22 protein-coding genes are annotated in these 20314 nt (G+C 70.3%); 13 read left to right on the forward strand and 9 right to left on the reverse strand.

What is annotated here, in order from left to right:
• Window positions 1–53 precede the first annotated feature (53 nt).
• Window positions 54–731, reverse strand: coding sequence for a FadR/GntR family transcriptional regulator (locus OG206_RS25460; protein WP_327119981.1), 678 nt, complete (start codon window positions 729–731; stop codon window positions 54–56).
• Window positions 732–939: 208 nt separating this feature from the next.
• Between OG206_RS25460 and OG206_RS25465 the strand changes: the two genes are divergently transcribed.
• From OG206_RS25465 to OG206_RS25480, 4 genes are all read left to right on the forward strand, one after another.
• Window positions 940–2193 (forward strand): CynX/NimT family MFS transporter, encoded by a 1254-nt coding sequence (locus OG206_RS25465; RefSeq protein WP_327119983.1) that lies wholly within the window; start codon window positions 940–942, stop codon window positions 2191–2193.
• A gap of 17 nt (window positions 2194–2210) precedes the next feature.
• Window positions 2211–2327, forward strand: coding sequence for an SGM_5486 family transporter-associated protein (locus OG206_RS25470; RefSeq protein ID WP_327119985.1), 117 nt, complete (start codon window positions 2211–2213; stop codon window positions 2325–2327).
• 138 nt (window positions 2328–2465) lie between these two features.
• Entirely contained in the window at window positions 2466–2672 is a 207-nt protein-coding gene (locus OG206_RS25475; RefSeq protein WP_327119987.1) for a hypothetical protein, read from the forward strand.
• Between the two features lie 97 nt (window positions 2673–2769).
• A complete protein-coding gene (locus OG206_RS25480) occupies window positions 2770–3288 on the forward strand; it encodes a SixA phosphatase family protein (RefSeq protein WP_327119989.1) in 519 nt (172 codons plus the stop codon).
• Between the two features lie 90 nt (window positions 3289–3378).
• Here OG206_RS25480 and serB read toward each other — a convergent pair whose 3' ends face one another.
• Entirely contained in the window at window positions 3379–4638 is a 1260-nt protein-coding gene (gene serB, locus OG206_RS25485) for a phosphoserine phosphatase SerB (RefSeq protein WP_327119991.1), read from the reverse strand.
• A 267-nt stretch (window positions 4639–4905) separates the two neighbouring features.
• Here serB and OG206_RS25490 point away from each other — a divergent pair, with 267 nt between their 5' ends.
• Complete coding sequence (locus OG206_RS25490; protein WP_327119993.1) at window positions 4906–7437, forward strand: ABC transporter ATP-binding protein/permease; 2532 nt, start codon at window positions 4906–4908, stop codon at window positions 7435–7437.
• A gap of 155 nt (window positions 7438–7592) precedes the next feature.
• On the opposite strand, the gene OG206_RS25495 is transcribed toward OG206_RS25490, so the two are convergent.
• From OG206_RS25495 to OG206_RS25505, 3 genes are all read right to left on the reverse strand, one after another.
• Complete coding sequence (locus OG206_RS25495) at window positions 7593–8348, reverse strand: transglycosylase SLT domain-containing protein (protein WP_327119995.1); 756 nt, start codon at window positions 8346–8348, stop codon at window positions 7593–7595.
• Window positions 8349–8619: 271 nt separating this feature from the next.
• Window positions 8620–9720 (reverse strand): S-adenosylmethionine:tRNA ribosyltransferase-isomerase, encoded by a 1101-nt coding sequence (locus tag OG206_RS25500; RefSeq protein WP_327119997.1) that lies wholly within the window; start codon window positions 9718–9720, stop codon window positions 8620–8622.
• Window positions 9717–10430, reverse strand: a complete 714-nt coding sequence (locus tag OG206_RS25505; protein WP_327122399.1) for an SDR family NAD(P)-dependent oxidoreductase — start codon at window positions 10428–10430, stop codon at window positions 9717–9719. The genes OG206_RS25500 and OG206_RS25505 overlap by 4 nt, the downstream gene beginning before the upstream one ends.
• Window positions 10431–10611: 181 nt before the next feature.
• Here OG206_RS25505 and OG206_RS25510 point away from each other — a divergent pair, with 181 nt between their 5' ends.
• The 3 genes from OG206_RS25510 to OG206_RS25520 all read left to right on the forward strand — a co-directional run bounded on the left by OG206_RS25510 (window position 10612) and on the right by OG206_RS25520 (window position 12818).
• A complete protein-coding gene (locus OG206_RS25510) occupies window positions 10612–11757 on the forward strand; it encodes a GAF domain-containing sensor histidine kinase (RefSeq protein WP_327119999.1) in 1146 nt (381 codons plus the stop codon).
• Window positions 11750–12394: a response regulator transcription factor gene (locus OG206_RS25515; protein ID WP_327120001.1), complete on the forward strand. Its 645-nt coding sequence runs from the start codon at window positions 11750–11752 to the stop codon at window positions 12392–12394. The genes OG206_RS25510 and OG206_RS25515 overlap by 8 nt, the downstream gene beginning before the upstream one ends.
• Window positions 12395–12560: 166 nt before the next feature.
• Window positions 12561–12818: a chaplin family protein gene (locus OG206_RS25520; RefSeq protein WP_103516352.1), complete on the forward strand. Its 258-nt coding sequence runs from the start codon at window positions 12561–12563 to the stop codon at window positions 12816–12818.
• A 62-nt stretch (window positions 12819–12880) separates the two neighbouring features.
• Here the strand turns inward: OG206_RS25520 and OG206_RS25525 are convergent, their stop codons facing one another.
• On the reverse strand, window positions 12881–13660 hold the full coding sequence (locus OG206_RS25525; protein ID WP_327120005.1) for a hypothetical protein: 780 nt from the start codon (window positions 13658–13660) through the stop codon (window positions 12881–12883).
• A gap of 120 nt (window positions 13661–13780) precedes the next feature.
• Here OG206_RS25525 and OG206_RS25530 point away from each other — a divergent pair, with 120 nt between their 5' ends.
• From OG206_RS25530 to OG206_RS25545, 4 genes are all read left to right on the forward strand, one after another.
• A complete protein-coding gene (locus tag OG206_RS25530; protein ID WP_327120007.1) occupies window positions 13781–14581 on the forward strand; it encodes an ABC transporter ATP-binding protein in 801 nt (266 codons plus the stop codon).
• Window positions 14582–14646: 65 nt separating this feature from the next.
• Complete coding sequence (locus OG206_RS25535; RefSeq protein WP_327120008.1) at window positions 14647–15075, forward strand: NfeD family protein; 429 nt, start codon at window positions 14647–14649, stop codon at window positions 15073–15075.
• Between the two features lie 128 nt (window positions 15076–15203).
• Window positions 15204–16145 (forward strand): SPFH domain-containing protein, encoded by a 942-nt coding sequence (locus OG206_RS25540; RefSeq protein ID WP_327120010.1) that lies wholly within the window; start codon window positions 15204–15206, stop codon window positions 16143–16145.
• 84 nt (window positions 16146–16229) lie between these two features.
• On the forward strand, window positions 16230–16997 hold the full coding sequence (locus OG206_RS25545; RefSeq protein WP_442805896.1) for a sulfite exporter TauE/SafE family protein: 768 nt from the start codon (window positions 16230–16232) through the stop codon (window positions 16995–16997).
• A gap of 74 nt (window positions 16998–17071) precedes the next feature.
• On the opposite strand, the gene OG206_RS25550 is transcribed toward OG206_RS25545, so the two are convergent.
• The 3 genes from OG206_RS25550 to OG206_RS25560 form a co-directional block, all read right to left on the reverse strand.
• Entirely contained in the window at window positions 17072–17578 is a 507-nt protein-coding gene (locus tag OG206_RS25550; protein WP_327120014.1) for an HNH endonuclease, read from the reverse strand.
• Between the two features lie 142 nt (window positions 17579–17720).
• Window positions 17721–18254, reverse strand: coding sequence for a YbhB/YbcL family Raf kinase inhibitor-like protein (locus tag OG206_RS25555; RefSeq protein WP_327120016.1), 534 nt, complete (start codon window positions 18252–18254; stop codon window positions 17721–17723).
• Between the two features lie 56 nt (window positions 18255–18310).
• Window positions 18311–19093 (reverse strand): sporulation protein, encoded by a 783-nt coding sequence (locus OG206_RS25560; protein ID WP_327120018.1) that lies wholly within the window; start codon window positions 19091–19093, stop codon window positions 18311–18313.
• Window positions 19094–19271: 178 nt separating this feature from the next.
• Here OG206_RS25560 and OG206_RS25565 point away from each other — a divergent pair, with 178 nt between their 5' ends.
• The gene (locus OG206_RS25565; protein WP_327120020.1) at window positions 19272–19883 is read left to right on the forward strand and encodes a DNA-3-methyladenine glycosylase; all 612 of its coding nucleotides are present in this window, start codon (window positions 19272–19274) and stop codon (window positions 19881–19883) included.
• Window positions 19884–20314: the final 431 nt, after the last annotated feature.

A 20314-nucleotide genomic window follows, 5' to 3' on the forward strand; every position in this document is an offset into this window, starting at 1 on the left:
TCCCTGCGCCGTGCCGCCGTTCTCGCGGCAGCGCGAACCGTCCGGCCCCCCGCTCAGCGCGTCGGCTCGCGCAGACAGTCCAGCGCGTGGGCGGCAGCCTCCGCGGCGGCCGTGTCCGCGTCACCGGCCCGGATCGCCTCGACCAGCCGCGAGTGGTCCATGAGTTCCTCCGGGCGCAGCTCCGGACCCACGTCGTCCCGCAGGTAATCGCGCAGCACGTCGTTCAGGTCGGCGTAGAGCTCCGTCAGCACGTCGTTGTGCGAGGCGGCGACCACCGCAAGGTGCAGTGTCGCGTCGGCGGCGACGAAGGCCTCGGCGTCCCCCGCCGCCCAGGTCGCCTCGCGCCGCTCCATCAGGGTGTCCAGCTGCCGCATGTCCCGCTCCGTACGCCGCAGGGCGGCGAGCCGGGCCGCCGAGGACTCCAGCGTGGAGCGCAGTTCCGCCACGTGCCTGGGGTCGGCGTCCGCGAAACGCCGGTGCATCACCCCGGCCAGCTCGCTGGTCGCCACGACATACGTGCCGGAGCCCTGGCGGATGTCCAGCAGTCCGTTGTGCGCCAGGGCGCGTACCGCCTCGCGCACCGTGTTGCGGGCCACACCCAGCTGCTCGACCAGCTCCGGCTCGGTGGGAATCCGGGACCCCACGGGCCATTCGCCCGAGGTGATCTGATTCCTCAGCTGGGCAATCACCTGGTCGGCGAGTGCCGAACGCCGGGGGGACGTCAGCGCCATGGTGCTCCTTGCTCGTGTGACGGGTGGCGATCCGGCCTCGTGATCCGGAGCGGATCGGTCCGGCCGTCGGATCCGCCGGTCCGTCGGTCGGCCGGTCCGGGAGGGGCGATCGGTGCGACGGGCCGGGTCGTCCTCCCGCATTGTTCCAGGCGGGGAAGGGAACGGAGCCACTGGACAGCCAATCATCCCATGATTCTATGATGGGCCCATGCGTCACGACGAGACCCCGACACTGAGCCAGGCCGCCACTTCCCTCCGGACACCGCCCGCCGACGGACCGTCCCCGTGGGTGCTGCGGATCGTCATCGTCGGCCTCGTACTCACCGCCCTCAACCTCCGCCCCGCCATCACCAGCCTCGGCCCCCTCCTCGAGGAGGTCAGGGACGGGCTGCACATGAGCGGCAGCGTGGCCGGTGTCCTCACCTCGGTGCCACCTCTCTGCTTCGCGGTCTTCGGCTTCACCGCACCCCGGCTGGCCCGCCGGTTCGGTCCCAGCGCCGTCGTCTGCGCGGGGATGGCGGCCATCGCCACAGGGCTGCTGATCCGCCCCTTCGTGGGAGGTACCGCCGGGTTCCTCGCCGCCAGCGCCCTCGCCCTGATGGGCATCGCCGTCAGCAACGTCCTCATGCCCGTCATCGTCAAGCGATGGTTCCCCGGCCGCGTCGGGACCATGACCGGCCTCTACTCGATGGCCCTGGCCCTCGGTACCGCCCTCGCGGCCGCCCTCACCGTGCCGATGACCGACGCCCTGGGCGGCAGCTGGAAGACCGGGCTGGCCGTCTGGGCGGCGCCGGCCGTCGTCGCGGTCGTGCCCTGGGTCCCGTTCCTCAAGGACCGGGGGAACACGGCAGGACCCGCTGCCGGCACCCCGGCGGCCCCCGCGCTGCGGATCACCCGGAGCCGGACGTCCTGGGCGCTCGCCTGCTTCTTCGGCCTCCAGGCCACCGCCGCGTACATCACGATGGGCTGGATGCCGCAGATCTTCCGCGACGCGGGGATTCCGGCGGGCACCGCGGGCGTGCTGCTGGCCGTGACGATGGCCATGGGCGTGCCCCTCGCCTTCGTCATCCCCCGGGTCGCGACCCGGCTGCCCACCCAGGGCCCGATCGTCCTCGTCCTGAGCGGCTGCGGCCTTCTCGGCTACGCCGGCCTCTATCTCGCCCCGGCCGGCGGCGCCTGGCTGTGGGCCCTGCTCCTGGGTGTCGCGAACTGCGCCTTCCCGCTCGCCCTCACCATGATCGGAATGCGGTCCAGGACCGGTGCCGGGGTGGTCAGGCTCTCCGCCTTCGCACAGTCCACGGGCTACCTGCTGTCGATCCCCGGCCCCCTGCTCGTCGGAGTGCTGTACCAGCACAGCGGCGGCTGGGGCCTGCCGATCGCCCTCATGGCCGGCCTCCTCGTGCCGCAGACGGTGGCCGGGGTGCTCGCCGGGAGGGACCGGACGATCGAGGACGAATGCTGAGGTGCGACACTGTGCCCATGCCAGTGCTCGATCCGAATCCCCAGAACGGTCAGAAGAAGCTCCTCCTCGTGTTCGGGGCGATGGTGCTCATCTCCTTGGTCATCGGAGTGATCGCCACGATCGCCTCGCCCTGACCCCCGGGGGGTGTGGCCAGCCCCCCCTGTCCCCTAGGGGGCCAGGTTCAGGGTCGAGTGGGTGGGTCACCGGATGGGACGGCCACCGCCCGGCCCGTAGGTTCTGGGTGAGACAGCCGAGGACCCACGGAGGCGGACATGCCGGCCCGACCGCACACCCGGAGCCACCGCCCCGGACAGGACACCATCGAGGTCACCCTGCCGTGGTGGGCCGTCGCGCTGCCCGCCCTGGCGTTCGCGGCGCTCCTCCTGCTGATCCTGGAACCGGGGCAGGCGCACGCTGCGGCGGGCGACCCCGCACTCGGGCGTCTGTTCGGCCGCATCCTGGCGTTCCTGGCCCTCTGACAGGCGGCGGAACGCCCCGCGGGCGCCATCCACCCGTCCAGGGCGAGCACGTCAACTCCCAGCGCCCGGACGTGCAATTCGTGCGAAGCTGAGGTGTATGAGCGCCGATACACCTCGCAGGATCGTCCTTCTCAGGCACGCAAAGGCGGAATGGTCGCAGGAGTCCGACCATGAGCGGCCACTGGCCGAACGGGGCAGGAAGGACGCCCCCGTCGCCGGCCTCAGACTGGCCGATTCGGGCACCGTCATCGACCTGGCACTGTGCTCGACCGCCACCAGGACCCGGGAGACCTGGAAGCTCGCGGTCCACGAGTTCGCCCACCGCCCCAGGACCGTGTACGAGGAGAGGCTGTACGAGGCCTCCCTCGGGGAACTGATCGCCCTGTTCGGCGAAACCCCCGACGACGTGAACAACCTGCTGGTCATCGGCCACAACCCCGGCATGCACGGTGCCGCGGACGCGCTCTCCGGCGGGGCCGAGGGCGACACGCTCGCCCGCATGACCCGGGACGGCTTCCCGACCGCCGCCTACGCCGTCGTCGAGTTCGCCGGCCCCTGGAAGGACCTCGAACACGGGGTGGGCAGGCTCGTCGAGTACTGGACACCGAACGACTGAGCGAGCACGCGGAAGGGCGCCGGCACACGCGATGTGCCGGCGCCCTTCTCGCTGCCCGCGGGCCCCGTGCGTACGGTTCCCGCGGCGCGGTCAGTCGACGAGGCCGTCGGCGGCCTCGACCTCCTCGCGGGTGATGCCGAGCAGGTACAGCACCGTGTCGAGGAACGGGACGTTCACCGCCGTGTGCGCGGCCCGCCGGACGACGGGCTTGGCATTGAACGCGACGCCCAGCCCGGCGGTGTTCAGCATGTCCAGATCGTTCGCGCCGTCGCCGATCGCCACCGTCTGCGCCAGCGGAACCCCGGCCTGCGCCGCGAAACTGCGCAGCAGCCGGGCCTTGCCCGCCCGGTCGACGATGTCGCCCACGACCCGGCCGGTCAGCCTGCCGTCGACGACCTCCAGCGTGTTGGCGGAGGCGAAGTCGAGGCCGAGGCGCTCCTTGAGGTCGTCCGTGACCTGGGTGAAACCGCCGGAGACCACGCCCACCTGGTAACCCAGCCGCTTCAGGGTGCGGATCAGGGTGCGCGCGCCGGGGGTCAGCCGAACTTCCGCACGGACCTTCTCCACCACCGACACGTCGAGCCCCGCCAGCAGTGCCACACGGGCGTGCAGGGACTGCTCGAAGTCGAGCTCCCCGCGCATCGCCTGTTCGGTCACGGCGGCGACCTCGGCCTCGCAGCCGGCGTGGGCCGCGAAGAGCTCGATGACCTCGTCCTGGATGAGGGTCGAGTCCACGTCCATGACGACCAGGCGCTGTGCCCGGCGGCTCAGCCCGGCGGAGACGACGGCGATGTCCACACCGATCCCCGCGGCCTCCGTGGCCAGCGCGGTCCGCAGTACTTCGGTCCCGGCGCCGGAGACCGCGAACTCCACTGCGGTGACGGGGTACTTCGCCAGACGGAAGATCCGGTCGATGTTCCCGCCGGTGGAGGTGATCTTGGCTGCTATGGCTGCCGTGGACTCCGCGGTGAGCGGATGTCCCAGCACCGTGACATGGGAACGGCCGTCACCGCGGGGCCGGTTGTCGCCCGTACCCGAGATGATCTCGGCCTGCAGCTTCAGCGACTCCGCCCAGCTGTGCACGGTCGCCCGGAGGTCACCCTCCGTCGTACCGCCGGGAGCGGGGGAGGTCACCAGAGCGCACAGCACGATGCGCCCACGGGTGACGACCTGCTCGATGTCCACCACGTCCACGGCGTATGCCGCCAGGGTGTCGAAAAGTCCGGCGGTGATACCCGGGCGGTCCTTCCCGAAGATCTTGACGAGAAGGGTGGGGGTGTCCGTACCCGGAGGGGACTCGGGTGACTCAGGAGACCGGGGTGACCGAGGTGGCTGCTGAGGTGCGCTCATGGTGCTCCCACCGTATAGGGCACCCGGGCGGCCCCGAAGCCCGTCCCGAGTGGCGGACAGGACGACGGCCGGGTCCGCGGACCGTGAACGGCGCCGCGGATGGGACGCTCCCTCCCCATTCCTCCCGAGTCGGCCGGCGGGACGCGGAGCCTCCGCGCCGTCTTCACGCCGCCCGGCTTTCCGTGGGGGGACCGGTCCTGGAATAGTTCCCCACGATGTTCAGCATCCCTAGACCCCTTGAAACGGGGGTGATTCGGGGGACGACTAGTGGGGCGCGGAGTGCCGGAACTCGTACTGGAATTGAATGGCAGGACCTGGACGCTCGATCCGTCCAGGCCGTACACCCTCGGACGTGATCCGCAGGGTGACGTGACGCTCGACGACGCCAGGGTCTCGTGGCGGCACGCAACGATCAGCTGGAACGGCCGCGGGTGGCAGATCGAGGACCACGGCAGCACCAACGGGACCTACGTGCAGGGCCGAAGGGTCCAGCAGACGGAGATCGGCCCCGGAACCCCGGTGAACCTGGGCAACGCCAACGACGGGCCGAGGCTGAACCTCACCGCCGCGGCGGCGGCCGGTGTCCACAGCGGGCAGGCCGCAGGGGCGCAGCAGGCTCCGGCGCACCCCGTGCAGCCGCCGCACCAGGCCCAGCAGGGGGCGGCCGGCTGGCCGGCCGCTCCCGCGCAGCAGCCGGGGCAGCCTCAGGTCCCGCACCAGCAGGGCCATGCGGACCCCTCCGCGGCGCGTGGGCACGGCGGCGCGGCGGGGGCGCCGCCGGTCTACGGGGACCGGAGTCCCACCACGTTCCACCAGCTGGATCTCGGCCGCGTCATGCGCATCGGCCGCGCCCTGGAGAACGAGCTGGTCGTCTCCGACCTGCAGGTCTCCCGCCTGCACGCCGAGTTCCGGGCGACGCCCGACGGCCGCTTCGAGATCCGCGACCTCGGATCCCACAACGGCACGTACGTCAACGGCCAGCCGCTCCACAAGTCCGGCTCCGCGCTCATCGGCCCGAACGACATCGTCGGCGTCGGCCACTCGACCTTCCGGCTGGTCGGAGACCGGCTGGAGGAGTTCGTCGACACCGGCGAGGTGTCCTTCTCGGCCCGGCACCTCACGGTGACCGTCGACGGTGGCAAGGACATCCTCAAGGACGTCTCCTTCGGCGTCCCGGAGAAGTCGCTGATCGCCGTCATCGGCCCCTCGGGGTCCGGCAAGTCCACCCTGCTCAAGGCGCTCACCGGCTACCGGCCGGCCAACCAGGGCGACGTCCTCTACGACAACCGGAACCTCTACAAGCAGTTCGCGGAGCTCCGGCAGCGCATCGGCCTGGTCCCGCAGGACGACATCCTGCACAAGGAGCTCACGGTCACCCGGGCTCTGCGCTACGCGGCCAAGCTGCGCTTCCCCGCGGACACCACCGAGGCCGAGCGCACCGCCCGGATCCACGAGGTCCTCGCCGAGCTCAAGCTCGACATCCACCGGGACAAGAAGATCACCTCGCTCTCCGGCGGCCAGCGCAAGCGCGTATCGGTCGCCCTGGAGCTGCTGACCAAGCCGTCGCTGATCTTCCTGGACGAGCCGACCTCGGGCCTCGACCCGGGCATGGACCGCGACGTCATGCAGCTGCTGCGCGGGCTGGCCGACGACGGGCGTACGGTCCTGGTCGTCACGCACTCCGTGGCCGAACTGGCCATCTGCGACAAGCTCCTGGTCATGGCGCCCGGCGGATCCGTGGCCTACTTCGGCCCGCCCGAGGAGGCCCTGAACTTCTTCGGCTACACCAGCTGGGCCGACGTCTTCTCGGCCTTCGAGAACTACCGCGACTACGACTGGGCGGGCCGCTGGCGCGGCTCGCAGCACTACCAGATGTACGCGGCGGACATCGACGCCGTCGCCGCGCAGCCCGTACACATGCCGCCGCCGCAGTCGATCCGGCCCCCGAAGCCCTCGGGCTGGGCGGCCCAGCTGTGGACGCTGATGCGCCGCTACGTGTCGGTGATCGCGTCCGACAAGGGTTTCCTGCTGCTGATGGTGCTCCTGCCGGCGGTGCTCGGCGTGGTGAGCGTGGTCATCCCCGCCGAGTTCGGCCTGGCGGAGCCCGAGCCGCCGTCCCGGTTCAACGGCAAGGCCGGAACGATCATGCTGATCCTCGCGGTCGGCATGTGCTTCGCCGCAGCGGCCAACTCCGTACGAGAACTGATCAAGGAGCGGGTGATCTACGAGCGGGAACGGGCCACCGGTCTGTCACGCTCCGCCTATCTCCTGTCGAAGGTGATCGTCCTCGGTGTGATCACCGCCTTCCAGGGCGTGATCATCTGCGGGATCGGCTTCTCCACCCGTGAGCTGCCGGCGGAGGGCCTCTTCATGTCCCCGGCCGTCGAGATCTGCCTGTCGATCATCGTGCTCGGCTTCACCTCGATGATGTTCGGCCTGATGATCTCCGCACTGGTGAAGACCGCCGAGAAGACGATGCCGCTGCTCGTCATGTTCGCCATCGTCCAGGTCGTCTTCACCGGGGTGCTCTTCCAGGTCTACGGGTCGCCGGGCCTGGAACAGTTCGCCTGGCTGATGCCGTCGCGCTGGGCCGTGGCAGCGGCCGGCACCACGCTGGACCTCGCCCGTCTCATGCCGCCTTGGGATCCCGAGAACCCGACCGACCTGGACCCGCTCTGGGAGCACTCGGCCGGCCAGTGGGGGATCAACATCACGGTCATGCTGTTCATGAGCGCGATCCTCTTCGTCGCGGTCTCGCGGATGCTCCGGCGCCACGAGCCGGAGGTCATGCGCAAGTGACGTGCCGGGACCGGCCGGTCCCGGAAACGCCCGAGGGCGGCACCCCGTGGGGTGCCGCCCTTCGGCATGTGGTGACCGGAGCGCCGTTGCTCCGGTCGGCCTTCGTCGCCATGCCGGGCCGTGCTCGTTCCTCCGGCGCGGTGTGTGCCGTCGGCTCAGTACGCGCTGTTGACGTTGTCGATCGAGCCGTACTTGTCGGCCGCGTAGTTGGCGGCGGCGGTGATGTTGGCGACCGGGTCGTACTGGTCGTGCTTGGTGCCCTTGACGTGGTAGAAGTCGAAGGTCGGCTTGATGACCTGCAGCAGCCCCTTCGAGGGGATGCCGTTGATCGCGTTGATGTCCCAGTTGTTGATCGCACGGGGGTTACCGCTGGACTCGCGAATGATGTTGCGGTGCAGGCCCTCGTACGTGCCGGGGATGTGCTTCTTGTGCATGATGCTGAGAGCCTCGCGGATCCAGCCGTCCAGGTTGTTCTTGTAGATCGGCTTGCGGTCGGCGGCTCGGCTGGCCTTCTTGGCGGAGCGCTTCTTCGCGTCGGCCTTGGCCTTCTTCTTCGCCGCGACCTTGGCCTTGGCCTTCGCCTTGGCGACGGCCTTGGCCTTGGCCTTCTCGGCCGCCTTCTCCTTCTCGGCGTCCTTGGCCTTGCCGGCTGCCTTCACCAGGAGAGCGGCGGTCGAGTTCTGGTCTATGACGCTGGTCTGGATGCTCTTCGTCTGCACACCGGTGAACACGACCGGCGCGGCGGCGGCGGCAGCGGCGGGCTTGTGCTGCGGCTGGGGCGCCGCCGAAGCGTCGTTCGGGGCGAGTGAGAGGGCCACAGCGGCGGCGGCCAGGGTCGAGACCCCCGCGACGGAGAGCTTCTGCGCCTTGTTCAGGCGACGGTTACGGCTGGAGATGCGGGACACGGACATACAGTCGTACCTCTTCGAATAGCAGGGGTCCTCGGCGAGGACGCGGACGGATGCGCCGGGGCACATCTCCGTCGGGGACAGCTGCAATTCTTAGCGCCAGCAAAATGCCTTGGCAAAGGTGTGACGTACGAAGCTGGATAGTTGGCCAAGGTCGCGTTAGTGCCGTGTTGTCCGTTTTAAGTGCGGCCGAGTTGCCCGATATACGCCAACTATCCTTCTTCGTAAGTGACGTGGGTCCTATGCCTGGGCTCACACAGGGCACCCCCCGGGCTCACGAAACGTTGCTTGTGTAATGCAGAGCGTGAGGGGTTTTCGCAGGGTCCGCGGCACCCGGCAGGAGCAGGTGCACGTCCCCGAACTCGTGCCACAGATAGCCGTGCTCCAGCGCCTGGGCATAGCCGTCGCGGAGCGCCCGGCGTCCCGCGATCGCCTCCAGCATCAGCAGGTGCGAGGCCTCAGGCTCGTGCAGCCCGGTGATCAGCCCGTCCACCGCACGCACCCCCCGCTCGGGCGTCACCACCAGATCCGTCCAGCCGGCGGCGGCCCGCAGCCTGCCGTCCGGACCCACCGCGGACTCCAGCGCCCGCACCGCCGTCGTCCCCACCGCGATCACCCGGCCCCCGCCCGCCCGCGCCGCCTCGACGAGCCGCGCCGTCGTGAGGGGAACCTCGAAGCGTTCCGGATAGGGCGGCTCGTGCGCCTCGGCCGAAGCAACCCCCGTGTGAAGCGTCAGCGGAGCGAACTGCACCCCCCGGCTCACCAGCTCCGCCACCAGGCACGCGGTGAACGGCCTCGCCGCACTCGGCATCTCCGCCGAGCCGCTCCCGTCCTCCGACGGCACGGCGAACACCGTCCGGTACGCCGACAACGGCTCGTCCCGCTCCGTGTACGCGTACCGGATCGGCCGCCCGTACCTGCTCAGGAGCGCGGGCACGTCCCGCGGAACCCGCGCCCACCAGAGCCGGGCCCCCTCCGGCGGACCCAGCGGTTCCTCCAGTACCAGTCCCTGCCCGCCAGGCAGCCGCACCTCCGCACCCGCGGGCCCCCCGGGCCGCGGCAGGGTGGTCCCCGAGCCGTCCGGCCGTCGCAACTCCACCGCCCACCGGCCGTCCTCGCCGCGGGTGGAGAAGTGCACGACGACGGGCTCACCGCCCAGCCGGCCGTTCACCGCGGCCGCCAGCGTCATCGACGTGTTCACCACCAGCACGTCACCGGCCCGCAGCTCCCCGGGCAGCTCCCGGAACCTGCGGTGAGAGACGGCCGTACCCCGTGAGACCAACAGCCGTACGTCGTCCCGCCCGGCGCCCCGACGCTCGGCCGGCACCCGCGCCGACAGCTCGGGCGGCACCCGCAGGGCCTCCAGCGCGGTCATCGCCCCTCCCGGACGTCCGGGCCCAGCAGCGCGGCCGCCGCATACCGGCCACTGACCGGCCGCAGCCCGAGCAGCCGGACGAAGGCGGGCGCGACAGCGTCCGGACTCGGCCTGGGCTCCGTGTCCCCGGGCACGGCCGCGGTATAGAGGTCCGTCTCCATGTCGCCCGGATCCACCGCCCACACCCGCAGCCCGGGCTCCTCCTCCCCGAGCACCCCCGCCAGCTGGTCGAGCGCCGCCTTCGAGGCCCCGTATCCGCCCCACGTCGGGTACGGCTCGGACGCCGCGTCCGAGCTCACGGCGATGACGGCCCCGGCCCGCGAAGCCCGCAGCAGCGGCAACGCCTCCTGCAGCAGCCCGAGCGCCGCCACCACGTTCGTCTCCAGCGCCTGCCGCAGCCCGTCCAGCGGCAGCGCCTCCAGCCGCACGAGAGGTGCACAGCCCAGCGCGCTCGCGTTGCTCACCAGCACGTCGAGTCCGCCCAGCTCCCCGGCGGCGGCCACCAGCGCCTCTCGGTGCACCGCGTCCGTGACGTCCCCGGCCACGGCCACCACCCTCGTCCCGTACCGGCCGCCCAGATCGCGCGCCACCGCCCCGAGGGCCTCCGACGACCTGGCGTCCAGCACCAGGTCCCAGCCCTCTCGCGCCAGGGCCGCGGCCAGCGCCCGCCCCAGCCCTCTCGACCCACCCGTGATCATCGCGATCGGCATGACAGCCATCCCCTCGGACTCCGTGGTGCTCCGACGTCACCAACCTAGGAATCCGCCCCCGCCCGCCGCCTCGTCCATCGGCCCCGACGCCGGACGGCACTTCGGCCTAGGACCCGGGCCCCGTGACGAAGGGGTCCAGGGACCGATACGGCCCGGCCATCCCCGCCGGTACGGTGAGCACATGAGCCATCGCCCACCGTCGGGTCTCGCGGCGGTCAGCGCAGCCCTGCTCGCCATGAACCGGCATCTCGACATGCGCGACGTCCTCAAGACGATCGTCGCCTCCGCCCGCGAACTGCTCGACGCCGAGTACGCCGCGCTGGGCGTGCCGGACGACCACGGAGGCTTCGCCCAGTTCGTCGTCGACGGGGTGAGCGACGAGCAGTGGAAGGCCATCGGGCCGCTGCCCCGGCAGCACGGCATCCTCGCGGCGATGCTCCACGAGACACAGCCCCAGCGCCTGGCCGACGTCCGCAAGGACCCCCGGTTCGAGGGGTGGCCCGACGCCCACCCCGACATGTCCGACTTCCTCGGCCTGCCCATCCAGGACGGCGACGAGACCATCGGCGCGCTCTTCCTCGCCAACAAACGCTGCCCCAGGCCCACCGGGGGCTGCGGTTTCACCGAGGAGGACGAGGAGCTCCTCGGGATCCTCGCCCAGCACGCGGCCATCGCCCTCACCAACGCCCGGCTCTACGAACGCAGCCGCGAACTCACGATCGCCGAGGAGCGCTCCCGGCTCGCCCACGAGCTGCACGACGCCGTCAGCCAGAAACTCTTCTCGCTGCGGCTCACCGCCCAGGCCGCCGCGGCCCTGGTCGACCGCGACCCGGCGCGCGCCAAGGGCGAACTCCAGCAGGTCGCCGCACTGGCGGGGGAAGCCGTGGACGAACTCCGCGCCGCCGTCGTCGAACTGCGCCCCGCCGCGCTGGACGAGGACGGTCTCGTTGCCACGCTCCGTACCCAGATCCAGGTCATGGACCGGGCACACAGTGCCAGGGTCACCTTCGACAGTGCCGGGGTACGCGCCCTGCCCTCCGCCCAGGAGGAGGCGATGCTCCGGGTCGCGCAGGAGGCGCTGCACAACGCCCTGCGCCACTCCGGGGCCGGGCACGTACGCGTCAGCCTCGGCCGGCACGGTGCGGCCACGGTGCTGCGGATCACCGACGACGGCCGGGGTTTCGACCCCCACCTGACCAGAAGTGCGGGCCGTCATCTCGGACTCGTCTCCATGCGGCACCGGGCGGGCAGCGTGGGGGGCCGGCTCACCGTCGCCTCGGAGCCCGGCAAGGGCACCACGATCCAGATGGAGGTCCCCTGTGGCTGACAAGATCATCAAGGTGCTGCTGGTGGACGACCACCAGGTGGTCCGCCGGGGGCTGCGCACGTTCCTGGAGGTGCAGGACGACATAGAGGTGGTCGGTGAGGCGTCGGACGGTGCGGAGGGGGTCACCCGGATCGAGGAGCTGCGGCCCGACGTCGTCCTGATGGACATCAAGATGCCGGGTACGGACGGCATCGAGGCACTGCGCAGGCTCAGGGACCTGGACAACCCCGCCAAGGTGCTGATCGTCACGAGTTTCACCGAGCAGCGCACGGTCGTGCCCGCTCTGAGGGCCGGAGCGTCGGGCTATGTCTACAAGGACGTGGACCCCGACGCCCTCGCCGGCGCCATCCGCTCGGTCCACGCCGGTCACATCCTGCTGCAGCCGGAGGTCGCCGGGGCGCTCCTGGCCCAGGAGGACGGCGGGGCCGGCACGGGCCGGGGGAGCACCCTGACCGAGCGGGAGCGGGAGGTGCTGGGCCTCATCGCCGACGGCAGGTCCAACCGGGAGATCGCCCGTGCGCTGGTCCTGTCGGAGAAGACGGTCAAGACCCACGTGTCGAACATCCTGATGAAGCTCGACGTCTCGGACAGGACGCAGGCCGCCCTGTGGGCGGTGCGGCACGGGGCGGCGGGCTGACGGCGCTTCCCCCGCCCCTGCGGTCATACAAGCGGACGGTTCCACTCCGATCCGGCATTCATACTGTCGGGTGTATGTCACCCGGACGGCGTATCTCCGGCTGTGTGACGGCGTTCTCCCTGTGTGCCACGGCGACCGGCCGCGGCGATGCGAGGAGGATCCTGAAGTGAAGAACCTGAAGAAGGCCGCCGCCGTCACCATGATCGCGGGCGGCCTCATCGCCGCCGGTGCCGGAGCCGCCTCCGCCACGGGCCACGGCCACGGAGGCGCCGGTGCACACGGTCAGGCCGTGGGCTCCCCGGGCGTCGTCTCGGGCAACCTCGTCCAGGTCCCGGTGAGCGTCCCGGTGAACGTGGTCGGCAACACGGTCAACGTCGTGGGCCTGCTCAACCCGGCCTTCGGCAACTTCGGCCTGAACGGCTGACCGACGCCTCGCACCCGCCCGCCGTGCCGGCTCGGCCGAGCCCAGCACGGCGGGCGGCGCCCTCACCTGCCCCGCTCCTCCACATACGCGTTGTACGCCGCGACCTGTGCCCGCCGGGCCACCCGCTCGACCGGACGCAGCGCCTCTCCGCGCGCCGCCATCTCCGAGGCGCTCACGGCGCCTCCGTGCCCGTTCTCGTGGGCCACCGAGATCAGCAGCCCCACCCGCTGGGCCAGCTCCAGCACCCTGACCGCCCGCGGCGGGTACCCCGGAGCCAGCACCTCGCGCCCGCGCTCCGCCCGCGCCCGGTAGGCGTCCACCGCGGCCTCCGCGACCGGCCCTGACCCCGCGACGTCCAGCCGGGACAGCACCGCGGTCGCGTCCCGCAGCGCCTCGGCGAGTTCCCGCTCGGCCTCGCCCAGCGACGGCACGTCCGCCGGCGGCGCCTCCCGCACCGGCAGACAGCGCCACACCACCTCGATGTGCAGGTCCCCCGGTGGCCCGGCCTCGGTCACCTCCGGCACCAGGCCGTACGGTGCCCCGAACGTGACGACCGCCTCCTCCGCCTCCAGCGCACGCGCGTTGAACTCCGGCGGCCCGCTGAGCCCCAGCGGGTGCCCCGGGACCGGCAGCGCGACCCGGAAACCGGCCGCACCCAGCCCTCTCAGCCGGCCGAGTGCCAGCGTGAGCCCGACGGGCCCCGCCTCACCGGGCAGCCCTTCGACGCGGTGCACCGCGTCCTCGCCGACGATCGCGAGCGCGGCGTCGTCAGGCGACGCCAGCCCGGCCAGAAGCGCGTTTCCCCATGCGGCGAGCCGCCCTGAGCGTGGTTCCGAAAGCATGGGAACAGCCTAGGGAACAGCCCCCGGGCCTGAGCACTCCCCGGGTGGCGTAGGTTTTCCCTGGGAGCTGTGCCCACAGGCACGCGACGATCTCGACACTGTATGGGGAGACAACGCGCCATGAGCGATGTACTGGAGCTGGTGGACGTATCCGTGGTCCGCGACGGACGCGCTCTGGTGGACGACGTCTCCTGGTCGGTCAAGGAGGGGGAGCGCTGGGTCATCCTCGGACCGAACGGCGCGGGAAAGACCACCCTCCTCAACATCGCCTCCAGCTACCTCTTCCCGAGCACCGGCACCGCCAAGATCCTCGGTGAGCGGCTCGGCGGGGTCGGCACCGACGTCTTCGAGCTCCGCCCGCGCATCGGCATCGCCGGTGTGGCCATGGCCGAAAAGCTCCCCCGGCGCCAGACCGTGCTGCAGACGGTTCTCACCGCCGCCTACGGCATGACGGCCACCTGGCACGAGAACTACGAAGCCGTCGACGAGGAGCGCGCCCGCGCCTTCCTCGACCGCCTCGGCATGACCGAATACCTCGACCGGAAGTTCGGCACCCTGTCCGAGGGCGAGCGCAAGCGCACCCTCATCGCCCGCGCCATGATGACCGACCCCGAGCTCCTCCTCCTCGACGAGCCCGCCGCCGGGCTCGACCTGGGCGGCCGCGAGGACCTGGTCCGCCGCCTGGGCCGGCTGGCGCGTGACCCGTACGCCCCCTCCATGATCATGGTCACTCACCATGTCGAGGAGATCGCGCCCGGCTTCACCCATGTCCTGATGATCCGTCAGGGCAAGGTGCTGGCCGCCGGTCCCATGGAGACCGAGCTCAGCTCCCGGAACCTTTCCCTCTGCTTCGGCCTGCCGCTCGTCGTCGAGCACCACGGCGACCGCTACACCGCCCGCGGACTGCCCCTCGGCCAGTAGTCGCACCACGGCCAACCTCCCCGGCACCCTGTCGGGAAGGGCACTCGCGGTCCTACGATGACCATGTGGACATCGACGCGTGGGTGTGGTGGCTGATCGGTGCGGTGGGACTGGGCATCCCCCTCGTCCTGACCGCGATGCCCGAGTTCGGGATGTTCGCCGTCGGAGCGGTGGCGGCATCCGTGGTCGCGGCACTCGGCGGCGGCATCGTCGCCCAAGTACTCGTGTTCGTCGTGGTGTCGGTCGCGCTCATCGCGGTCGTACGCTCGATCGCCGCGCGCCAACGGGTGGGACGTTCCACGCACGCCAGCGGCATCGACGCACTGAAAGGCCGTCAAGCCCTCGTCCTGGAACGGGTGGACGGCGGCGGCGGACGTATCAAGCTCGCCGGCGAGGTCTGGTCGGCACGTTCACTCGACGGTGACCAGATCTTCGAGCCGGGCCGACAGGTGGACGTCGTGGACATCGACGGCGCAACAGCCGTCGTCATGTGAGCGAACCGGTCACACGGCAGGCCGCAGTCTGCCACACTCGAAGTCGATCATCATGAGAATGCGACCGTCATGAGTGTTCGACCTCGATCACCGCGATCCGTCGGCAACCGAAGGGCACGAGGCACACGATGCAACCGATCATCATCGTCCTGATCATTCTGGTGGTGCTCGTCTTCATCGCCCTGATCAAGACGATCCAGGTCATCCCGCAGGCCAGTGCCGCCATCGTGGAGCGCTTCGGCCGCTACACCCGCACACTCAACGCCGGGCTGAACATCGTCGTCCCGTTCATCGACTCGATCCGCAACAGGATCGACCTCCGCGAACAGGTCGTCCCCTTCCCGCCGCAGCCGGTGATCACCCAGGACAACCTCGTCGTCAACATCGACACCGTCATCTACTACCAGGTGACCGACGCCAGGGCCGCGACCTACGAAGTCGCCAGCTACATCCAGGCCATCGAGCAGCTCACCGTCACCACACTCCGCAACATCATCGGCGGCATGGACCTCGAGCGGACCCTGACCTCCCGCGAGGAGATCAACGCCGCGCTGCGCGGAGTCCTCGACGAGGCCACCGGCAAGTGGGGCATCCGCGTCAACCGCGTCGAACTCAAGGCGATCGAACCGCCCACCTCCATCCAGGACTCGATGGAGAAGCAGATGCGCGCCGACCGCGACAAGCGCGCCGCGATCCTCACCGCCGAGGGCATCAGGCAGTCCGCGATCCTCACCGCCGAGGGCGAGAAGCAGTCCGCGATCCTGCGCGCCGAAGGTGAGGCCAAGGCGTCGGCCCTCCGCGCCGAGGGCGAGGCCCAGGCCATCCGCACCGTCTTCGAGTCCATCCACGCCGGGGACCCGGACCAGAAGCTCCTGTCGTACCAGTACCTCCAGATGCTCCCCAAGATCGCCGAGGGCGACGCCAACAAACTCTGGATCGTGCCCAGCGAGATCGGCGACGCGCTCAAGGGACTCAGCGGTGCGTTCGGCAACCTCGGGGGCGGCGCTCCCGGCTTCAACATCGGCGAGCAGCGACGGGAGCAGCGACGGGAGCAGCCCCCGGTCGACTGACCGGACGACACCTTCGTGCATGATCAGTGAGGCCCCTCGACCTTCATGGCGGGGAGGCATCACTGACCATCGAAGGAGATGGCCTTGTCCATCTGGGAAATTCTCGCGGTCTTCGCGGCCGGAGTGGGCGCCGGCACGATCAACACCATCGTCGGCTCCGGCACGTTGATCACCTTCCCCGTACTCCTCGCCACGGGACTGCCGCCCGTCACCGCCACCGTCTCCAACGCGCTCGGCCTGATCCCCGGTTCCGTCAGCGGCGCCATCGGCTACCGCAAGGAACTCGCCGGCCAGCGCCGCCGCATCCTCAAGCTGAGCATCGGCGCACTGATGGGCGGCCTCACCGGGGCCACGCTCCTGCTCTCCCTGCCTTCCACGGCGTTCGAGACCATCGTCCCCGTCCTGGTGGGCCTCGCCCTCGTCCTGGTCATCCTGCAGCCCCGCATCAGCAAGGCAGTCCAGCGCAGGCGCGAGCGGACCGGCACCCCGGCCCGGAACGACGGCGGCCCCCTGCTGTTCGTCGGCCTGATGCTCGCCAGCGTCTACGGGGGCTACTTCACCGCCGCGCAGGGCATCATCTACCTCTCCCTGATGGGCATGCTGCTCGACGACACGATGCAGCGCCTCAACGCTGTCAAGAACGTCCTCGCCGCCGTCGTCAACAGCGTTGCCGCACTGTTCTTCCTCTTCGTCGCGGACTTCGACTGGACGGCCGTCGTGCTCATCGCGGCCGGGTCGGCGATCGGCGGCCAGATCGGGGCCAAGGCCGGACGCCGCCTCAGCCCCGGGTTCCTCCGGGCGCTCATCGTCGTCGTGGGCAGCGCCGCGATCGTCCAGTTGCTGCTCCGCTGAACGACGGCAGCCCGTCCCTCCTGTACGAGGGGACGGGCTCCGGTCAGCGCACGCAGGTCATGATCCGCCGGCCGTCATGCCGCGGACCGCGCCAGCCAGTCCGGCAGTGCGGACCGTTCTCCGGCACCCAGCGCCAGCAGCATCGCGTCGGCGGGCGACGGGACGAACGGCTCCCTCAGCAGCGGCATACCCGCCTGCTCGGGAGTCCGGGCCGCTTTGCGGTGATTGTCCTCCGCGCACGACGCCACGGTGTTCAGCCAGGTGTCCTGACCGCCCTGGGCGCGCGGCACGACATGGTCCACGGTGCTGGCCCGCCGCCCGCAGTACGCGCACCGGTGCTGGTCCCGTATGAGCACACCCCGTCTGGACCACGGAGCGTGTCTTCGGAACGGCACCCGCACGTACCGGCAGAGCCTGATCACCTGGGGGACCGGGATGTCGACGGCGGCCCCTCGCATACGGAGTCCGGGGTGCGACTGCTCGACGACGGCCTTGTCCTGCAGGATCAGGACCACCGCACGGTTGAGCGTCACCGTCGACAGCGGCTCGAAGCTCGCGTTGAGCACCAGTGTGTCCCGCATCCTGCCCACCTCCCGTGTGCCGCCCGCGTATCCGCGGGCCCGGATCAACTCTGGCCGGGCGAGCCGTGATGGACAACGCAATAAAAAAATGCCCTGCCCTGGTCTCTCCAAGACCAGGGCAGGGCAAACAGCGGGTGAAACATCAGCTCGCGGGAGCGGTGTACTCCCCGATCAGCTGGGCGCGGCCCACGGTGTGGAAGCGCAGGTTGAATCCGACAGCCGCGGGCGGCGTGTCACTGTCCGGTCCGAGCTTCTCCGTGTCCACCGCATAGACGGTGAACACATAACGGTGCGTCTCGCCGGCCGGCGGCGCAGCGCCGCCGAAGTCCTTCGAGCCGTAGTCGTTACGGGCCTGGACGGCGCCGCCCGGCAGCCCCGCGAAATCGCCGCTCCCGGCGCCCGCCGGGAGTTCCGTGACCGAAGCCGGGATGTCGAAGAGCACCCAGTGCCAGAACCCGCTGCCCGTCGGAGCGTCCGGGTCGAAGCACGTCACGGCGAAGCTCTTCGTCCCCTCGGGGAACCCCTCCCACCGCAACTGCGGTGACGTGTTCCCCGCAGCGTGCACCTGGGCGTCGGCCAGTACCGTGCCGGGCGCCAGATCCTCGCTCACCACGGTGAACGAAGGGACCTCGGGATGGAAGTCGTGCGGCAGCGGGGCCCTCTTCGGCTCGCTCACGTCAGCACCTCTCCTGATCGGCTTGTGCGGTGTCTTCCCACCGACCCTAGGGGGTGTCAGAGCCAGTTGCGCTGTCCGCCGACCTGCGCGAGCCACTGGTTGAGGTACGCCGCCCAGTCAGTGCCCTGGTAGTCGTTCAGCCCGACCTTGAACGCGCGGTAGGAGTCGCTGCCCTCGCTGAAGAGCCCCGGCTTCTTGTCCATCTCCAGCACGACGTCCATCTCACGGTCGTCCGCGACGAAGGTCAGCTCGACCTGGTGCAGGCCCCGGTACTGCTGCGGCGGGAAGAACTCGATCTCCTGGTAGAACGGCAGGCGCTGGCGCGTACCGCGGATGTGTCCGCGCTCCATGTCGGCGCTCCGGAAGCCGAAGCCCAGCTGCCCGAAGGCGTCCAGGATGGCCTGCTGTGCGGGCAGCGGGTGCACGTTGATCGGGTCGAGGTCGCCGGAGTCCAGGGCCCGGGCGATCTCCAGTTCGGTCGTCACACCGATGTTCATGCCGCGGAGCTGCTGGCCGCCGAACATGGTGACCGGGGTCTCCCACGGGATCTCCAGGCCGAACGGCACCACGTGCACCGCGCCCGCCTTCGCCTCGAAGGCCCCGCCCAGGCGCAGCTTGGCGAACTCGATGTCCTGCTTGGTCTCCTGGTCCCCACCCTCGACCTCGACCCGGGCCTGCAGGCCGACCGAGAGCCCCTCGATCTGCTGGTCCACGGATCCGCCCTGGATCCGCACCTCACCCTGGACGACCCCGCCGGGCACGACGTTGACCTCGGTGAGTTCGGTCTCCACCGAAGCACCGCCGGCACCCATGCTCGCGAGCAGCCGCTTGAAGCCCATGTTTTTCCTCCTAGTTCCTGACCCCTACATACGCGCCACGACCGTAGCCGGTTCCCGGGAAGACGACCCCAGTACCCTCGGACGCCACGGGCAGGACCGCCCGCAACAGCACGATGTCCGGCCCCACCCCGGGGCATTCGTACGTCTGTTTCACCCAAGGCACGTCAGGCAGGTCGGCATGAACATCGGGAAGCTCGCTCACCCCGCTGAGGAAGTCGCCCCCCGGCTGCTCGGTGCCGTCATGACCCACGAGACGCCGGAGGGAACCGTGAGTATCGCCATCACGGAGACCGAGGCGTACTCCGGTTCGGCCGACCCCGCCTCCCACGCCTACCGGGGCAGGACACCCCGGAACGCCGTCATGTTCGGACCTGCGGGACACCTGTACGTGTACCGGTCCCACGGACTCCACTGGTGCGCCAACGTCGTCACCGGGAGCGAGGGGACGGCCACCGCTGTCCTCATCAGGGCGGGCAAGGTCATCGAGGGGGAGGACCTTGCCCGCGAGCGCCGAGGGGACCAGGTCGAGAGTCCACGCCTCGCGCGGGGTCCGGGGAACTTCTGCCAGGCGCTGGGCATCACCGCGGAGCACGACGGCGCAGACCTCCTGAGTGGCGCCCCGGTCGCGCTGTCCGAGGGCGAGCCGGTATCCCCGACGCTCATCCGGTCCGGTCCTCGGGTCGGCGTGAGCAAGGCACACGACTGGCAGCACCGCTTCTACCTGGACGGTGATCCGACGGTTTCGGCCTACCGGCTGAGCCCGAGAGCCAGGCCGTCCGGCGGCGCCTGAGCGCCTGTGCGTCCTGCCCGGCGGCTCGCCCCGGTGAGCCGGCGCGATGTGTGAGCGCGAGGTGTGATGCCCGAACGGGTGGCGCGACTTGACTCGCCCCCGCTGTTTCCCTAATATAGTCCGAGCCGCTTGAACGGATGCAGGTGTCGGCACGGTCCATCGGACCGGGTCGCGGCATCGTGAGAGGGCCAACCACTACCTACGATTCACCCCTGGCGGGTGCAATTTCGGCATGCCGGAATGTGCCCAACGGCTCGATTATGAGTCGCAGCGGAAATCGGTTAACGTAGTGGCACGCCGAAAGGGAAACGCGAAAGCGAAGAACTGGAAAGCGAAACAAGCAGTAGCCCGCTTCGACCGGGAATCGGACACGAAAGAGTCTGATAGAGTCGGAAACGCAAGAACGAAGGGAAGCGCCCGGAGGGCCCCGG

The organism is Streptomyces sp. NBC_01341 (assembly GCF_035946055.1).
Taxonomy (GTDB): domain Bacteria; phylum Actinomycetota; class Actinomycetes; order Streptomycetales; family Streptomycetaceae; genus Streptomyces.